This is a genomic window from Pseudomonas sp. NPDC087690 (assembly GCF_044743175.1).
In the GTDB taxonomy this organism is placed as follows: Bacteria; Pseudomonadota; Gammaproteobacteria; order Pseudomonadales; family Pseudomonadaceae; genus Aquipseudomonas.
In genome coordinates this window covers 143,910-158,423 of sequence record NZ_JBIUVX010000007.1, presented here as the reverse complement: position 1 = coordinate 158,423, position 14,514 = coordinate 143,910, and the positions used below count along the sequence as shown (strand labels likewise).

General features: G+C 61.3%; 16 protein-coding genes. 9 read left to right on the top strand and 7 right to left on the bottom strand.

Annotated elements, in window-relative coordinates; genetic code table 11:
- Positions 1 to 11 precede the first annotated feature (11 nt).
- Entirely contained in the window at positions 12 to 962 is a 951-nt protein-coding gene (locus ACIPIZ_RS11605) for a LysR substrate-binding domain-containing protein (protein WP_401165388.1), read from the top strand.
- Positions 963 to 1,087: 125 nt separating this feature from the next.
- Here the strand turns inward: ACIPIZ_RS11605 and leuD are convergent, their stop codons facing one another.
- Both leuD and leuC read right to left on the bottom strand, forming a co-directional pair.
- Complete coding sequence (gene leuD, locus ACIPIZ_RS11600; protein WP_122661618.1) at positions 1,088 to 1,702, bottom strand: 3-isopropylmalate dehydratase small subunit; 615 nt, start codon at positions 1,700 to 1,702, stop codon at positions 1,088 to 1,090.
- Complete coding sequence (gene leuC, locus ACIPIZ_RS11595; RefSeq protein WP_105705186.1) at positions 1,699 to 3,117, bottom strand: 3-isopropylmalate dehydratase large subunit; 1,419 nt, start codon at positions 3,115 to 3,117, stop codon at positions 1,699 to 1,701. The genes leuD and leuC overlap by 4 nt, the downstream gene beginning before the upstream one ends.
- Before the next feature lie 390 nt (positions 3,118 to 3,507).
- Here leuC and ACIPIZ_RS11590 point away from each other — a divergent pair, with 390 nt between their 5' ends.
- Genes ACIPIZ_RS11590 through ACIPIZ_RS11555 form a run of 8 tightly spaced genes read left to right on the top strand, consistent with a single transcriptional unit; the run spans position 3,508 to position 9,777 of the window.
- The gene (locus ACIPIZ_RS11590; RefSeq protein WP_064391333.1) at positions 3,508 to 4,710 is read left to right on the top strand and encodes a PepSY domain-containing protein; all 1,203 of its coding nucleotides are present in this window, start codon (positions 3,508 to 3,510) and stop codon (positions 4,708 to 4,710) included.
- Positions 4,707 to 5,246 carry a thiamine pyrophosphate-binding protein gene (locus ACIPIZ_RS11585; protein WP_401165385.1) on the top strand — a complete coding sequence of 180 codons (540 nt, stop codon included), beginning with the start codon at positions 4,707 to 4,709 and terminating at the stop codon, positions 5,244 to 5,246. The genes ACIPIZ_RS11590 and ACIPIZ_RS11585 overlap by 4 nt, the downstream gene beginning before the upstream one ends.
- A complete protein-coding gene (locus ACIPIZ_RS11580; RefSeq protein WP_105705188.1) occupies positions 5,243 to 5,584 on the top strand; it encodes a hypothetical protein in 342 nt (113 codons plus the stop codon). The genes ACIPIZ_RS11585 and ACIPIZ_RS11580 overlap by 4 nt, the downstream gene beginning before the upstream one ends.
- Positions 5,581 to 6,156, top strand: a complete 576-nt coding sequence (locus ACIPIZ_RS11575; RefSeq protein WP_064391336.1) for a DUF6162 family protein — start codon at positions 5,581 to 5,583, stop codon at positions 6,154 to 6,156. The genes ACIPIZ_RS11580 and ACIPIZ_RS11575 overlap by 4 nt, the downstream gene beginning before the upstream one ends.
- 35 nt (positions 6,157 to 6,191) lie before the next feature.
- Positions 6,192 to 7,121 carry a metal ABC transporter substrate-binding protein gene (locus ACIPIZ_RS11570; protein WP_105705189.1) on the top strand — a complete coding sequence of 310 codons (930 nt, stop codon included), beginning with the start codon at positions 6,192 to 6,194 and terminating at the stop codon, positions 7,119 to 7,121.
- The gene (locus ACIPIZ_RS11565) at positions 7,118 to 7,972 is read left to right on the top strand and encodes a metal ABC transporter ATP-binding protein (protein ID WP_401165383.1); all 855 of its coding nucleotides are present in this window, start codon (positions 7,118 to 7,120) and stop codon (positions 7,970 to 7,972) included. The genes ACIPIZ_RS11570 and ACIPIZ_RS11565 overlap by 4 nt, the downstream gene beginning before the upstream one ends.
- Positions 7,972 to 8,871: a metal ABC transporter permease gene (locus tag ACIPIZ_RS11560; RefSeq protein WP_007917717.1), complete on the top strand. Its 900-nt coding sequence runs from the start codon at positions 7,972 to 7,974 to the stop codon at positions 8,869 to 8,871. The genes ACIPIZ_RS11565 and ACIPIZ_RS11560 overlap by 1 nt, the downstream gene beginning before the upstream one ends.
- On the top strand, positions 8,872 to 9,777 hold the full coding sequence (locus ACIPIZ_RS11555) for a metal ABC transporter substrate-binding protein (protein ID WP_401165381.1): 906 nt from the start codon (positions 8,872 to 8,874) through the stop codon (positions 9,775 to 9,777). It begins immediately after the preceding gene.
- Positions 9,778 to 9,955: 178 nt separating this feature from the next.
- On the opposite strand, the gene ACIPIZ_RS11550 is transcribed toward ACIPIZ_RS11555, so the two are convergent.
- From ACIPIZ_RS11550 to ACIPIZ_RS11530, 5 genes are all read right to left on the bottom strand, one after another.
- The gene (locus tag ACIPIZ_RS11550; protein WP_064391340.1) at positions 9,956 to 10,180 is read right to left on the bottom strand and encodes an MbtH family protein; all 225 of its coding nucleotides are present in this window, start codon (positions 10,178 to 10,180) and stop codon (positions 9,956 to 9,958) included.
- Positions 10,181 to 10,263: 83 nt separating this feature from the next.
- Positions 10,264 to 11,676 carry an aspartate aminotransferase family protein gene (locus ACIPIZ_RS11545; protein WP_105705192.1) on the bottom strand — a complete coding sequence of 471 codons (1,413 nt, stop codon included), beginning with the start codon at positions 11,674 to 11,676 and terminating at the stop codon, positions 10,264 to 10,266.
- A 143-nt stretch (positions 11,677 to 11,819) separates the two neighbouring features.
- A complete protein-coding gene (locus ACIPIZ_RS11540) occupies positions 11,820 to 12,305 on the bottom strand; it encodes a GNAT family N-acetyltransferase (protein ID WP_064391342.1) in 486 nt (161 codons plus the stop codon).
- A 114-nt stretch (positions 12,306 to 12,419) separates the two neighbouring features.
- A complete protein-coding gene (locus tag ACIPIZ_RS11535; protein WP_064391343.1) occupies positions 12,420 to 13,742 on the bottom strand; it encodes an ATP-binding protein in 1,323 nt (440 codons plus the stop codon).
- Positions 13,742 to 14,422 (bottom strand): response regulator, encoded by a 681-nt coding sequence (locus ACIPIZ_RS11530; RefSeq protein ID WP_007908710.1) that lies wholly within the window; start codon positions 14,420 to 14,422, stop codon positions 13,742 to 13,744. Before ACIPIZ_RS11530 ends, ACIPIZ_RS11535 begins: the two co-directional genes overlap by 1 nt.
- Positions 14,423 to 14,514: the final 92 nt, after the last annotated feature.

The window sequence follows — 14,514 nt, the reverse complement described above, 5'->3', positions numbered from 1 at the left end:
GTCCCGATGCTATGCTGGCGGCTTCTGCCGCCAGTGCTCGTTTCGACATGCCCCAGAAGAAAGACACCTTGCCTCTGCCCGAAGACCTGCGGGTGCTGCTCACCGTGATCCGCAAGAACGGCTTTGCTGCCGCCGCGGATGAACTGGGCCTGTCCCCGGCGTACGTCAGCAAACGCATTCAGATTCTCGAAACCACCCTCGGCACACGCCTGCTGCACCGAACCAGCCGCCGCGTCTCGCTGACCGAGGATGGCGAGCGGGTACAGCGCTGGGCGTTGCGCATTCTCGATGATTTCCAGCAACTGCACGACGAACTCTCCGACGCCCACGACAGCCCGCGTGGGCGTTTGCACATCTGCAGCAGTTTCGGGTTTGGCCGCAATCACGTCGCCCCAGCCGTGTCGTTGCTGGCCGAACGTTATCCGCAACTGGAGATTCGCCTCGACCTGTTTGACCGCGTCGTGGACATCATCAACGAAGGCTTCGACCTGGAGATACGCGTTGGCGATGACATTCCCGGCCAGCACATCGGCCGGCGTCTGGTCAGCAATCGGCGCGTGCTGTGCGCGGCGCCAAGTTATCTGCAACGTCGCGGCACGCCGAAAACGCTGGACGACCTGCAGCAGCACGATTGCCTGGTGATCAAGGAGCGCGACAATGCCTTCGGCATCTGGAATCTGGATCGCGATGGCGGCCAAGAGAACGTGCGGGTCAGCGGGCCGTTGTCGTCCAACAACGGCGAGATTGTTTTGCAATGGGCGCTGGATGGTCGTGGGGTATTGCTGCGCTCATTGTGGGATGTGAAGCCGTTGCTCGAGCAAGGCCGTTTGGTGCAAGTGCTGGAAGATTACAGCCAGAGCGCGAATGTCTGGGCGGTGTACCCGACACGGCTGGCGCATTCGGGGAAGTTGCGCGCATGTGTGGAGTTTTTTCAGGCGCATTTCAAAAGCCTGTCGCTGTAACCAGAACACCGCAACCCCCTGTAGGAGTGAGCCTGCTCGCGATAGCGGTGTGTCAGACACAGCAACTCTGACTGATCCACCGCCATCGCGAGCAGGCTCACTCCTACAAGGAGGCCAGCGGTGGGTCAGGAGAGCCAGGGGTTGTTGACCAGGTGCTGGCGTTCGAAATCCTTGATTTGTTCGCGGCGTTGCAAGGTGCTGCCAATTGCATCAAGTCCCAGCAGCAGCGAAGTTTTGCGCAGACCATCAATCTGGAAATCGATCACGCTGCCATCCGCCAAACCAATCTGCTGCGTCTCCAGATCAATACTGATCCGCGCCGTTTCAGGCTGACCGACAAGCCGTCCGATGCGCTGCACCTGCGCCTCCTCCAGCGTGATCAACAACACCCCGTTGCGCTGGCAGTTGTCGAAAAAGATCCCGGCGAAGCTGCTACCGATCAGCGCGCGAATGCCCAACTGCTGCAACCCCCACACCGCGTGCTCGCGGCTGGAGCCGCAGCCGAAATTCGGCCCGACCACAAGAAAACCAGCCCTCTGCCACGCAGGCTGATTCAGCACAAACTGAGGATTCGGCGTGCCGTCCGGCAAAAATCGCAGATCGAAAAACAAACCGCGATCCAGGCCTTTCCTGTCGATGCCCTTGAGAAACTGCTTGGGCATGATCACGTCGGTATCGACGTTGGCGGCCAACAATGGCGCGGCCTGCCCGCTGACCTGAGTGAAGGGTTGCAGGCTCATGGGCGTACTCCAAAGTGGCGGATGTCGGTGAGGCGGCCGCTGATCGCAGCAGCGGCGACCATCGCCGGGCTCATCAGATGGGTGCGTGCGCCAGCGCCCTGACGCCCCTCGAAATTACGGTTGGTGCTGGACGCGCAGCGGTCGCCGGGGGCCAGCACGTCGTCGTTCATCGCCAGACACATCGAACAGCCGGACTGACGCCATTCAAAACCGGCCTCGATAAAAATCCGCGCCAATCCTTCCGCTTCGGCTTGGGCGCGCACTTCGCTGGAACCGGGGACGATCATCGCCCGCACATGCTCGGCGACTTGCTGCCCGCGCACGACACGGGCGGCATCGCGCAAGTCCTCGATCCGTGCGTTGGTGCAGGAACCGATAAAGGCATGGCTGATGACGATCTCGCTGAGCGGCATGCCGGCTTCGAGGCCCATGTAGTTGAGGGCGCGGCGCATGTCCTGACGCAGGATCGGGTCGTTGATCGCTTGCGGGTCGGGCACCCGAGCGCCAATCGGTGCAGCCTGATCCGGGCTGGTGCCCCAGGTGACCATCGGTTCCAGCAGATGGGCGTCGAGATGAATCTCGCGGTCGAACAAGGCGCCGGGATCGCTGCGCAGGTCGCACCATTGTTGCAGTCCGCGCTCCCACAAGTCACCGGTGGGCGCGCGGGGTTTGCCTTTGAGATAGGCGAACACCTTGTCGTCCGGCGCCATGAACGCGCCACGCGCACCGGCCTCGACCGCCATGTTGCAGATGGTCATGCGCGCCTCGACGCTCAGGGCATCAATGGTCGAACCGCAGAACTCGATGGCATAACCGGTGGCCCCGGACGCGCCAATCTGGCCGATCAGCGCCATGATCAGGTCTTTCGACGTCAGCCCCGCTGCCAACTCGCCGTCAACCGTCACGCGCATGCTTTTCAGACGTTTGTAGACCAGGGTCTGCGAGGCCAGCAGGTGTTCGATTTCCGAGGTGCCGATGCCGAAACCGAAAGCGCCGAGCGCGCCATACGTCGTGGTGTGGCTGTCGCCGGCAGCAATGACCATGCCCGGCAATATAAAACCCTGCTCCGGCGCGATCACATGTTCGATGCCTTGGCGTTTGTCGAGGATATCCAGCAACTCGATACCGAAGTCCCGGCAATTCTCTGCCAGATACGACACCTGTCGCGCGCCACCGGCATCCGGCATCGCGGCCACCCGCAGCGGTGTGGTTGGATTGACGTGGTCAACCACCGCCAACGCTGTTTCCGGACGCCAGACACCCCGCCCGGCCTCGCGCAAACCGCTGAATGCCTGGGGACTGGTGTATTCGTTGATCACCTGACGATCGATATAGAGCAGGACATGGCCCTGATCGTCGAGGCGGCACACCGTGTGCGAATCGATGTGTTTGTCGTAGAGGGTTCTGGCGGTCATCAAGGTGCTCACTCAGGCATTCATCGTGAGCTCCATGATAGGGAGCGCCGGCGGGCCATCAATTGCCTGACAGTGATGGCGTCATGCATGAATCGTGTTTGATCCTCAAAACACGACAAAACCCTGTGGGAGCGAGCTTGCTCGCGAAAGCGGTGTGTCAGTCACGTCCGCGTTAACTGATCGTCCGCGTTCTTGAGCAAGGGGACGTGTGGTGATCGGGGAATTGCGAAACATTTGCTTTCATATCCCCTTTCGGGATTTGCAGCGCTCATTCGTCTTATATAGATGCAGGCCGTTCGCGTAGGCAAAAGCCACGAGCGGCTTTTCGGGGATCCCGTGCTGCGAAGCCCGTAGCCACGCGCCCTTTCACCGAATACAAGACGCGCAATCATGTCGAAGAAATCCCGCTCCAAACTGTGGTTCCTCGTTCATAGCTGGCTGGCGTTACCGATCTGGTTTTTCGTGCTGATCGTCTGTGTCACCGGCACATTGGCGGTGGTCAGTCAGGAAATCGTCTGGCTGGCCAACCCGCAGATGCGCGCCAGCCAGCCGTCGGACGATGCACCCCGTCTCGGTTATGAACAGATCATCACAGCGATCAAGACCGCTGAACCGCAGGCACTGGTACAACGCATCAGCCGCCCCGACGAATCGCATTTCGCGCTGGATGTCACCCTCAGCTATCCCGACGGGCGCTCGCTGGTCACCTACGTCAACCCGTATACGGGCGTGATCCAGGGCACGGCGCCGGAATTCAATTTCCAGGCCTTTACCCGTGCCTTGCATGGCTGGTGGCTGGTGCCGTTCACCAATGGTTACAGCTGGGGCTGGTATCTGGTGTCAGCGCTGAGCTTGCCGCTGCTGGCGTCGTTGATCACCGGTCTGGTGGTGTACAAGCGTTTCTGGAAAGGTTTTTTCAGTCCGACCCTGCGCATTCGCCACGGTGCGCGAATTTTCTGGGGGGACTTCCATCGTCTGAGCGGCATCTGGTCAATCTGGTTCATTGCGGTCATCTCCGTCACCAGCACCTGGTTCCTGATTGAAGCGGTGCTGTCCGATAACCACATATCGATTTCCAGCGAGGCGATCATTCCGGCCATGTCGCGCGACAGCGTGCCGTTGACCGCCGATGGCCTGCCACCGGCCCGGCTCAGTCTTGATCGCGCGATCGAAATCGCCCAGCAAAAGATTCCCGGGCTCGAGGCCAGCGTCATCAACATGCCTTTCAATGCCTACAGTCACCTCGATATTCGTGGCCGAGGCTGGTATCCACTGATGTTCCAGAGCGCGACGCTCAACCCGTTCAACGGCGAGCTGGCATCCTCCCGCGTGCTGTCGGATCGCACGTCACTGGAGTTCGTCACCGAATCCATGCGCCCGCTACATACCGGTGACTTCGGTGGTCTGTGGATCAAGCTGATCTGGTTCTTCTTCGGCCTGTTGCTGAGCATGATGGTGCTCAGCGGTTTGTTGATCTGGACCAAGCGCACCGCGCTGGCGACCGCCAACGCCCTTAAACGCGAAAGCAAGAAAGCCCGCACCGCCGCCGTGCAGCCCGCGACCACCCGCGAGACTTCGGAGGCCAGCCTGTGAGCCAGACGACGAGCATTGCCCAACCTTCACGCCTGAGCCGCTTCTGGCATAAATGGCGCTTCCATATCAATGTACTGCTGCTGCTGATTCCGCTGGGTTTCATGCCGAAATACTTTGCCGATGTGGCGTTGTTCCGTGGCGACAGCGGCCTTGGCGAGCGCGAGATCGGTGACGTCCAGGTCGGCCCTTGGAGCCTGCGCCTTGCCGAGTTGCGCAACGAAGCGCCGCTCAATGGTCCCGCCGGTTACTCGAAGGACTTCAACGCTGCGTTGTGTGACGCCTGTATCGAACAGGTCAAGGCCACTTACCTGCGCATCGGCAAACCCCGCAGCCTGCGCGCCGCCGGGGTTATCTTCTTCGGCACACCGTACCGCATGGGCACACAATTGCTGATCCCGGAAAAAACCAAACCCGACGCCGAACTGTGGATCACCATGGAAGGCTGGGACGGCAGCATGCACCAAGCCTCTATTCCCCTGAGCCAGGCCTCTCCCGCCACGATTGCATGGCTGAACAAACAAGGAGCCAAACCATGAGCCACGCTCGCCGCCCTTCCCGTCTGCGCCTGAGCGCCGCGCTGCTGGTGCTGAGCGCCGGCTTCAGTGCCAGCGCCCTCGCCCACAACCCGATGTGCGAATGCAAGGCCATCGATGCCGAACAGATCAAATGCACCGGCGGTTTCTCCGACGGCAGCGGCGCACCGGGGGTGACCCTCGATGTGATCGGCTACGACGAAACCATTCTGGTGCCGGGCAAGCTCGGTGCCGACTCGACACTGACATTCAAGAAGCCTGGCGCCGAGTTTTATGTGCTGTTCGACGCAGGTCCAGGCCATGTGGTCGAAATCGACCAAGCGGATATCGAGACCCCATGAGTACACCAACCAGCCAAGTTGTGCGCCCGGCGGGTGCCGGCCATGAAACCCTCAATGTGCTGCTGTTGTGTCTGTTGATTCTGGCGATTGCCGGTTCGGTCGTCGCATGGCGCGGGGTTTCCCATGAGCCGGAGCCGGTCGCGACAAATCAACTCGACGCACGCCGCGACCTCAGTGCTTCGGAGCAAGGCATCTACGCCGACCTGCGGGTGACCCTCGACGAAATCCGCTTGCTGCGCGAAGAGCAGCAAGCCCTGCCGACGCCGCAGAACCTCGCGGACGAAGGGTTTGCGCCGTTTGCTCAGGACGCCAGCTCGGTCAGCCGCGGCGGTCATGCCTGGCAGTTGTTGGCGGACGCCGCGTATTTCGGCCAAAGCCAGACCCCTGCCGTCGCGGGTTCGTTCGTGATGCTGCTCAGTGCCGACGACAAGGCGGCGCCGGACATCTGGCTCAACCGTGATGCAGCCGTTCAAGCCCCCGCACAACTCACCGCCGACGCTCTGTCCGCTGCCGGCTGGAAACAGATCGTCGCGCAATACGATGCCGGGGTTACCCGCGAACATCGCCATTGATTCCTCGCCCCTATCCGAGAGAAGACCGCTTGCCCATGTCTATTTCATCGCCGCGCCGCCCTTTGTTACGCCTGTTTCTGGTCGGCCTCTGCGCCTGCCTGCTGAGCCCGCTGGCCAGTGCCGATAGCGCCAAACGCCTGCGTATCGGCATTACCCTGCACCCCTATTACAGCTATGTGGCAAACATCGTCGGCGACAAGGCCGAGGTGGTGCCGCTGATTCCTGCCGGTTTCAACCCGCACGCCTACGAGCCGCGCGCCGAGGACATCAAACGCATCAGCGGGCTGGATGTGATCGTGCTCAACGGTGTCGGCCATGACGATTTCGCCGACCGCATGATTGCCGCCAGCGAAACACCGAACATCAAAACCATCGAAGCCAATGAAAACGTGCCGCTGCTGGCCGCCACCGGGGTTGCCGCACGCGGCGCCGGCAAAGTGGTCAACCCGCACACGTTCCTGTCGATCAGCGCCTCCATCGCGCAGGTCAACAACATTGCCCGCGAACTGGGCAAGCTTGATCCGGACAACGCCAAGACCTATACCCAGAACGCCCGCGCCTACGGCAAACGCCTGCGACAGATGCGTGCCGACGCCCTGGCCAAACTGACTCAGGCACCGAACGCCGAACTGCGCGTGGCTACGGTTCACGCGGCCTATGACTATCTGTTGCGCGAATTCGGTCTGGAAGTGACGGCGGTGGTCGAGCCGGCGCACGGTATCGAGCCAAGCCCGAGCCAGTTGAAAAAGACTATCGATCAACTGCGCGAACTGGATGTGAAAGTGATTTTCTCGGAGATGGACTTCCCGTCCACCTACGTCGAAACCATCCAGCGTGAGTCCGGCGTGAAGCTGTACCCGCTGTCACACATTTCCTATGGTGAATACACCGCCGACAAATACGAAAAGGAAATGACCGGCAACCTCAATACCGTGGTGCGGGCGATTCAGGAGTCGGGCGCATGACCTCCAAAGAAACGATTTCGAACGAACTCGAATCCCCTGTGGGAGCGAGCTTGCTCGCGAAGGCGCCAGATCAGCCAACATCTGTATTGAATGACACAGCGCATTCGCGAGCAGGTCGAATCGTCGCACCGTCGCTCCCACAAGGACCGACTTTGGATTTTGCGGAGATTTGTCTGACGCTCGGGCGCACAACCATTCTCGACAACGTCACCTTCCAGGTGCAGCCCGGCAGCGTGCATGCGCTGGTCGGCCCGAACGGTGGCGGCAAGAGCTCGCTGATCAAGACGCTGCTGGGGCAGATGCCGCATCAGGGCCAGCTCAGCCTGCAATGGCCCGGCGCCCCCGGCATCATCGGATATGTGCCGCAGGCGCTGGAGTTCGATCGTGGTTTACCGATGACCGTCGACGATTTCATGGCCGCGATGTGCCAGCGTCGCCCGGCGTTTCTCGGTTTGAGCAAACACTACGCCGGCGCCATTGGTGAAGCGCTGGAGCGGGTCGGCATGCAGGACAAACGCAAGCGGCGCATGGGCGCGTTGTCCGGGGGTGAACGTCAGCGGGTTCTGCTCGCACAGGGTCTGATCCCTGCACCGCAACTGCTGGTGCTTGACGAGCCGATGTCGGCGCTCGACGAGGCCGGCATTCAGGTCTTCGAGCGCCTGCTCAATGACTGGCGCGCCGCGGGCATCACCGTGCTGTGGATCGAACACGATCTGGAAGCGGTCGGGCGTCTGGCCAATCACGTCACCGGCCTCAACCGCCGCGTCCTGTTCGACGCGACGCCACAAGAGGCACTGACTCCGGAACGTCTGTTGAGCCTGTTTTCGACCCATCCACGGAGCGCTGCCTGATGAGTTACGAAGCCTTTCGTTTGATGGTGCAAGGCTGGGCCTCGTCCGGTTACCTGCCGGAAGCGCTGGCCTACGGTTTTGTGGTCAATGCACTGCTCGCCGGTTTGTTGATCGGCCCGGTGCTGGGTGGTCTCGGTACGCTGGTGGTGGTCAAGCGCTTCGCGTTTTTCTCCGAAGCGGTCGGTCACGCCGCGCTGACCGGCGTGGCCATCGGCATCCTGCTCGGCGAACCCTACACCGGACCGTACGGCAGCCTGTTCGGTTATTGCCTGCTGTTCGGCATCCTGCTCAATTACCTGCGCAACCGTACCGGTCTGGCGCCGGACACTTTGATCGGCGTATTCCTGTCGGTGTCGCTGGCACTCGGCGCGAGTCTGCTGCTGATCCTGGCGGGCAAGATCAATGTGCACATTCTCGAGAACGTGCTGTTCGGTTCGGTGCTGACGGTCAACGGCAACGATCTGGCGGTATTGGCCATCGTCGGTTCGCTGGTCATGGCCCTGGCCCTGCCGCTGTACAACCGCATCATGCTCGCCAGTTTCAATCCGCAACTGGCGGCCGTGCGCGGCGTGGCGGTGAAAACCCTGGATTATCTGTTCGTGATTCTGGTGACGCTGATCACCGTGGCGGCGGTAAAAGTGATTGGTGCGATTCTGGTCGGCGCGCTGCTGGTGATTCCGGCTGCCGCCGCACGCTTGCTCAGTCAATCGCTCAAGGGCTTTTTCTGGTGTTCGGTGCTGATCGCCACCGTCAGCACCTTGTGCGGCATTCTCGCGCCCATCGTGTTCGACCTGCCGATCCCGTCCGGCGCCGCGATCATTCTGGTTGCTGGTATCGCTTTCGCCCTCGCCGCCATTGCGCGCGGGGTTGTCCCGAGTCTGAAAGGGAATCTTGGATAAATGACTTTTTCACTGCGTAAGCTGACCTTGGCCATGGCCTTGTGCGGCGTGGTTTGTACCCCATTGATGGCCGCCGAAAACACTAAACAGTTGCGGGTGCTGGCCTCTTTGCCCATCACCTTTGGCTTGGCTGAGGCGCTGCTCAAAGGCACTGATGTCAATCTCGAACGAGCGGCGCCAGCGAACCTGCCGGGCAGTCGTCAGAGCGCCTATTTCACGGGGCGTGGCGCCCCGGCACTGAGCAAACTGGCAACCGCGGCCGATGCCGTGATTGGCGTGCGCTCGTTGTGGCCGGATGATCAGCTGTACCCGATCGCCCGTCGCAGCAATATCCGTATTGTCGAAGTCGATGCGGCACGCCCGATCGACGGCGCCCTGCCGGGCATTGCCGTGCAACCGGATTTGAAAGTCGATGGCCTGAACAGCCAGCCGTGGCTGGCGAGCAACAACATGGGGCGCATGGCCGATGTCATGGCAGCAGATCTGACGCGCCTGGCACCGAGTGCCAAGCCTGCGATCGAGGCGAATCTGGCAACGTTGAAGCAGCGTTTGTTGAAGCTCAGCGCCGACAGCGAGGCGCGATTAGCCAGCGCCGACAACCTCAGTGTGATGAGTCTCAGCGATCACTTCGGCTATCTGATCGGCAGCCTCAATCTGGAGCTGATCGGCGAGGATCCACGGCCTGATGCGGAGTGGACACCCGAAGACCTGAAAAAACTGACGGCGACGCTCAAGGACAATGAAGTGGCGGTGGTGCTGCATCATCGGCAGCCATCGGACGCAGTGAAAGCGGCGATTGCCGAGTCGGGCAGTCATCTGGTGGTGCTGAGTACCGATGCGGCGGATCCGGTGGCGGAGCTGGAAGGCAATGTGGATTTGCTGTTGAAGGGTTTGAGCGGGGCTTAATTTCAGCTGAAACCGCGTTATCGTTCATCGCGAGCAGGCTCACTCCTGCATTTGGAATGCGCTCCCCCTGTAGGAGTGAGCCTGCTCGCGAAGAGGCCCGCCCGGACTACACAAATCCAAGGCAAGAAAAAACCCGCTGACTGTCACCAGTCCAGCGGGTTTCTTTTTGCCCGGCCGCTTATTGCGCGGCAGCCTGGCCTTCCATCTTCTGGCGCAGGCTCAGTGGACGCATGTCAGTCCAGGTCTCTTCGATGTAAGCCAGGCATTCCTTTTTCAGGCCGCTCTTGCCCACGGTACGCCAGCCTTCCGGCACGGCTTTGTAGTCAGGCCAGATCGAGTATTGCTCTTCGTGGTTGACCACGACCTGAAAGAGGATGTCCTCGCGGTCGAATACTGACGTCATGCTGGTTCTCCATCGTTATATGGGTGAGCCGCACAACGGGTGCGGCCGGGTATGTAGAAAGAACGTTCGGCGCGGCGGAAAATTTACAGCGCGGCAGTCGCAGCAATCAGGGCGCGACCGAAGATCTCGGCAACGCGGTCGATCTCGGCGGCGGTGATCACCAGTGGCGGCAGGAAACGCACCACCGCACCATGGCGACCGCCCAGCTCCAGAATCAGTCCACGCTTGAGGCATTCGCGCTGCACCAGCGGTGCCAGACGCGCGAACGCTGGCGGATGACCCAGCGCATCCGGCGTACCGGCCGGATCGACCAGCTCGACACCGAGCATCAAGCCACGGCCACGAATATCGCCGAGTTGCGGGAAGTCGCGCTGCAGAATATGCAGGTGTTCGCTGAGGCGTGCCCCCATGGCGGCGGCGTGTTCGCAGACCTTGTGTTCGACCAGATAACGCATCACCGCCGACCCGGCAGCCATGGCCATCTGGTTGCCACGGAAGGTGCCGGCGTGCGCACCCGGTTGCCAGGTGTCGAGCCAGTCGCGATAGACCACCACCGCCAGCGGCAGGCTGCCGCCAATGGCTTTGGACAGCACCACCACATCCGGGATGATGTCGGCGTGCTCAAAGGCAAACATCTTGCCGGTGCGGGCGAAACCGCTCTGGATCTCATCGACGATCAGCGCGACTCCCGCCTTCTCGGTGATCCGGCGCAAACCGCGCAACCACTCGATATCGGCGGGAATCACCCCGCCCTCGCCCTGCACCGCTTCAACGATCACCGCCGCGGGCAGTTGCACGCCGGCCTCGGGATCGTTGAGCAGGTTTTCCAGGTAGCTCAAATTGGCTTTGACGCCGGCAGCGCCACCGAGGCCGAACGGGCAACGGTAGTCGTACGGGAACGGCATGAACTGCACGCCGCTGCTGAGCAGGGCACCCAACGGCTTTTTCGGCCCCAGGCTACCCATCAGGCTCAACGCGCCCTGGCTCATGCCGTGATAACCGCCGGAAAACGACAGCACGGTGCTGCGGCCAGTGGCGGTGCGCACCAGTTTCAGCGCAGCCTCCACGGCGTCGGTACCGGTAGGGCCGCAGAACTGGATTTTGGCTTGCGCCGCCAGCTCGCGTGGCAACAAGCCGAACAGATCCTGGACAAACTGATCCTTGACCGGCGTAGTCAGGTCCAGCGTGTGCAGCGGCAGTTCGTCGGCGAGCACCTGCTGGATCGCTTCGATCACCACTGGATGGTTATGCCCCAACGCCAGTGTGCCAGCACCGGCCAGGCAGTCGATGAAGGTACGCCCTTCGACGTCCTCGACATACAGCCCCTTGGCCCGCTTGAGTGCCAGCGGAATACGTCGCGGATAACTGCGAGCGTTGGATTCCTGCTGGCTCTGCCGAGCCAGTAACGGCGATTCAGTGAACTGATACAACGTTTCCGCTGGCGCCGAGCTGACCCGGGCCGACGACTCTTCGATAAGGCTGGTGGCGACTGACATCTCTCGACCCCTCAATTCGCTATGGATTGTGACCAAAACAGCACACCGCACAGGTGCGCATTCCGGTCGCGGAGCGCACTTGCAGGTTTTCCTGTTCTGGAAACGCTTAAGCGCGGCGAGGATTTAGACCCTTGATCGAGATGTCAGACAGGAACCGCCAACGACTTGTGCATGGGCGTGGCTTTTACGCCGTGATGGAGCAAGGCCGGTGCCGACGCGTGATAACCCAGATGCCGATAAAACGCTTCGCCGGTGCGTGTACTTTTCAAGGCCACGCTGGGCCTGCCACGGATTCGCAACCAGCCTTCGAGATCCGCCATCAGCGCCCGACCGGCCCCTCGGCGAAACCATTCCGGTTGCACATGGCAGAAGGTCACATCACCACTGGCGGCCGCCATGCCGACGCCGACCGGTTTGTCCGATAACAATGCGATGTTGAGATAGAAATGCGGATCGAGCAGCCACGCATTGATGCGCTCTGCCGATTGCTGACGTATCCAGGTATTGACGAGGCGCGGGTCGTTACGGTGATCAAGCGCGCAACCGACGCGAATCGAGCGTTCGATGATACGGCCGATGATGCCGGAGTCGGCGGGTGTGGCGGCGTAAATATAGACGGGAGCATCCATTGCGCTGTTCTCTCAATCCGTTGAGTCAAAGCAGGGGCCGACCTTAACCCCGCCCCGCCCGGATAGCGAACGCCAAGAAGTTACATTTGATGAGAATCCCCTGTACGAGTGAAATCAGAGCGTTTGCAGGGGCATGGTCAGTTCGACGCGTAAACCGTCAGGTCGGCTGTCGAAATGCAGCGCGCAGTCACAACGCTGGACGATCGCCTGGACAATCGCCAGGCCGAGGCCGCAGCCGGTGCTTTGGCCGTTGCGCCAGAAGCGCTGGGTCAGGTGCTGCAAATCATCCGGGGCAATGCCTGGACCATGGTCGCGTACGACAAACCGTACGCGATTGCCGATGGTCTCCAGGCTCACCTCGACCGCACAATCTTCCGGCGTATGGCGCAGCGCGTTGTCGAGCAAATTGCGCAGCGCGGCAATCGCCAACACCGCTGGCATTTGCAACGGAGCCTCAGAAAGTTGCGCAGGCAATTGCAGTTTGATCCGCAGTCGTTCCCCGCCAGTGGCGTCCTGAATCGCCAGTCGGGCGACCTGTTCGGCGCTGCATTGCGAACCGTCGTCGAACGACAGACTGCCTTCGACACGCGCCAGCAACAGCAATTGCTCCAGCGTGCGATGCAAGCGATCAGCACCCTCCTCCGCCCGCGCCAGCGATTGATCGCGAGCGCTGCCTTCGGTCATGCGTGCCACTTGCAGGTGGGTCTTGATCGCGGTCAGCGGGCTGCGCAGTTCATGGGCGGCATCACCGGTAAGGCGACGTTCGCGTTCGATGGTTTTACCGATGCGCTGGAACAACTGATTCTGCGTTTCCAGCAGTGGCTTCAGCTCACTGGGAAACGACTGCAGCTGCAACGGTTCGAGCGAATCGGCGTTACGCCGCATCAACGCCTCACGCAGACGATTGAGCGGCGCCAGGCCCTGTCCGATTCCCAACCACAACAGGCACAGGCAACCCAACAGCGCCACACCGACTGGCACCGACGCCGCCAGCAGGATCGACATGTTCAGCGCTTCGCGTTCGATCTGTCGATCCGCCGTGGTTATGCGTACGTCGCCGCGCGCGAGGGTAAAGCTGCGCCACGGCGCACCGTCGATCATCTGGTCGTGGAAGCCCATTTTCTCGGCTTCCAGTGCTTGCTCGGGATTGTTGTGGCTGCGCGCGAGAATTTCCCCGCGCAAGGAGCTGACCTGACAGGCCATGCCACCCGGAATGTTCAACTGTTCGGCACTGAAATGGGTGCCCTCGCCCTTGCTCGGCAATGTCGGCAACTGCTCCAGCAACCCGGCGACCATGCGCGCCGAAGCGACCAGGCGCTGGTCCAGCGAGAACATCATCTGATTGCGCAAGTCGCTGAGCATCCAGGCCGCCGCCAGTGCCCAGATCAGCGCGAAGGCTGCGCCGAGGGTCAGACTCAAACGCAATCGCAGACTCATCACTTGCCTTGATCCCCACCGTCGGCCGGGCCGAGGCGGTAGCCCAGACCGCGCACGGTTTCGACGATGCCTTTACCAAGCTTGCTGCGCAGGTGATGGATGTGCACGTTCAGCGCGTTGCTTTCCAGTTCGTCGTTGAAGCCATAGACGCTGTCTTTCAACTGCTCGGTGGACAGTACACGACCACGGTTGTGCAGTAGCGCTTGCAGCAGCGACTGCTCACGGCGCGACAAGTCCACCGGTTGCCCGGCGAGGGTGGTTTCGCGGCTGCTCGGGTCGTAGGTCAGCGCGCCATGTTCGATCAGATTGACGCTGCGCCCGGCCACCCGCCGCAACAGGGTTTGCAGCCGTGCGAACAGCTCCCGCAGATCGAAGGGTTTAAGCAGGTAATCGTCTGCCCCGGCCTGCAAACCGTCGACGCGGTCAGTGACCGAGTCACGTGCAGTCAGGATCAGTACCGGGATTTCGAGGCCGCTTTGCCGCAGTTGTTGGAGCAATTTGAGGCCATCTTCATCGGGCAGGCCGAGATCAAGCACCATCACGTCGAATTCGGCAACCTTGAGCATCGCCCGTGCCTTTGACGCCGTGTTGACGTGCTCGACGGTCAACCCCTGCGCCGTGAGACCGGCAACGATCCCGCTGGCGATCAACTCATCGTCTTCGCAAACCAGTACGTGCATGGTGAGTCCCGTAGAAAAAAGCCGATTAGGCAGTTGGCCGATTAAGCTGACATTATGCCCCGAACGTCACAGCGACAAGGGCATGGCGGTTA

What these genes read in the sequence shown, in the direction of transcription:
- ACIPIZ_RS11545 (WP_105705192.1), bottom strand. Translation starts at nt 11,676, where the DNA reads ATGTCAGTCGCCACCAGCCTTATCGAAGAGTCGTCGGCCCGGGTCAGC.
- ACIPIZ_RS11550 (WP_064391340.1), bottom strand. Translation starts at nt 10,180, where the DNA reads ATGACGTCAGTATTCGACCGCGAGGACATCCTCTTTCAGGTCGTGGTC.
- ACIPIZ_RS11565 (WP_401165383.1), top strand. Translation starts at nt 7,118, where the DNA reads ATGACCTCCAAAGAAACGATTTCGAACGAACTCGAATCCCCTGTGGGA.
- ACIPIZ_RS11540 (WP_064391342.1), bottom strand. Translation starts at nt 12,305, where the DNA reads ATGGATGCTCCCGTCTATATTTACGCCGCCACACCCGCCGACTCCGGC.
- ACIPIZ_RS11570 (WP_105705189.1), top strand. Translation starts at nt 6,192, where the DNA reads ATGTCTATTTCATCGCCGCGCCGCCCTTTGTTACGCCTGTTTCTGGTC.
- ACIPIZ_RS11535 (WP_064391343.1), bottom strand. Translation starts at nt 13,742, where the DNA reads ATGAGTCTGCGATTGCGTTTGAGTCTGACCCTCGGCGCAGCCTTCGCG.
- leuC (WP_105705186.1), bottom strand. Translation starts at nt 3,117, where the DNA reads ATGACCGCCAGAACCCTCTACGACAAACACATCGATTCGCACACGGTG.
- leuD (WP_122661618.1), bottom strand. Translation starts at nt 1,702, where the DNA reads ATGAGCCTGCAACCCTTCACTCAGGTCAGCGGGCAGGCCGCGCCATTG.
- ACIPIZ_RS11560 (WP_007917717.1), top strand. Translation starts at nt 7,972, where the DNA reads ATGAGTTACGAAGCCTTTCGTTTGATGGTGCAAGGCTGGGCCTCGTCC.
- ACIPIZ_RS11605 (WP_401165388.1), top strand. Translation starts at nt 12, where the DNA reads ATGCTGGCGGCTTCTGCCGCCAGTGCTCGTTTCGACATGCCCCAGAAG.
- ACIPIZ_RS11590 (WP_064391333.1), top strand. Translation starts at nt 3,508, where the DNA reads ATGTCGAAGAAATCCCGCTCCAAACTGTGGTTCCTCGTTCATAGCTGG.
- ACIPIZ_RS11530 (WP_007908710.1), bottom strand. Translation starts at nt 14,422, where the DNA reads ATGCACGTACTGGTTTGCGAAGACGATGAGTTGATCGCCAGCGGGATC.
- ACIPIZ_RS11580 (WP_105705188.1), top strand. Translation starts at nt 5,243, where the DNA reads ATGAGCCACGCTCGCCGCCCTTCCCGTCTGCGCCTGAGCGCCGCGCTG.
- ACIPIZ_RS11575 (WP_064391336.1), top strand. Translation starts at nt 5,581, where the DNA reads ATGAGTACACCAACCAGCCAAGTTGTGCGCCCGGCGGGTGCCGGCCAT.
- ACIPIZ_RS11555 (WP_401165381.1), top strand. Translation starts at nt 8,872, where the DNA reads ATGACTTTTTCACTGCGTAAGCTGACCTTGGCCATGGCCTTGTGCGGC.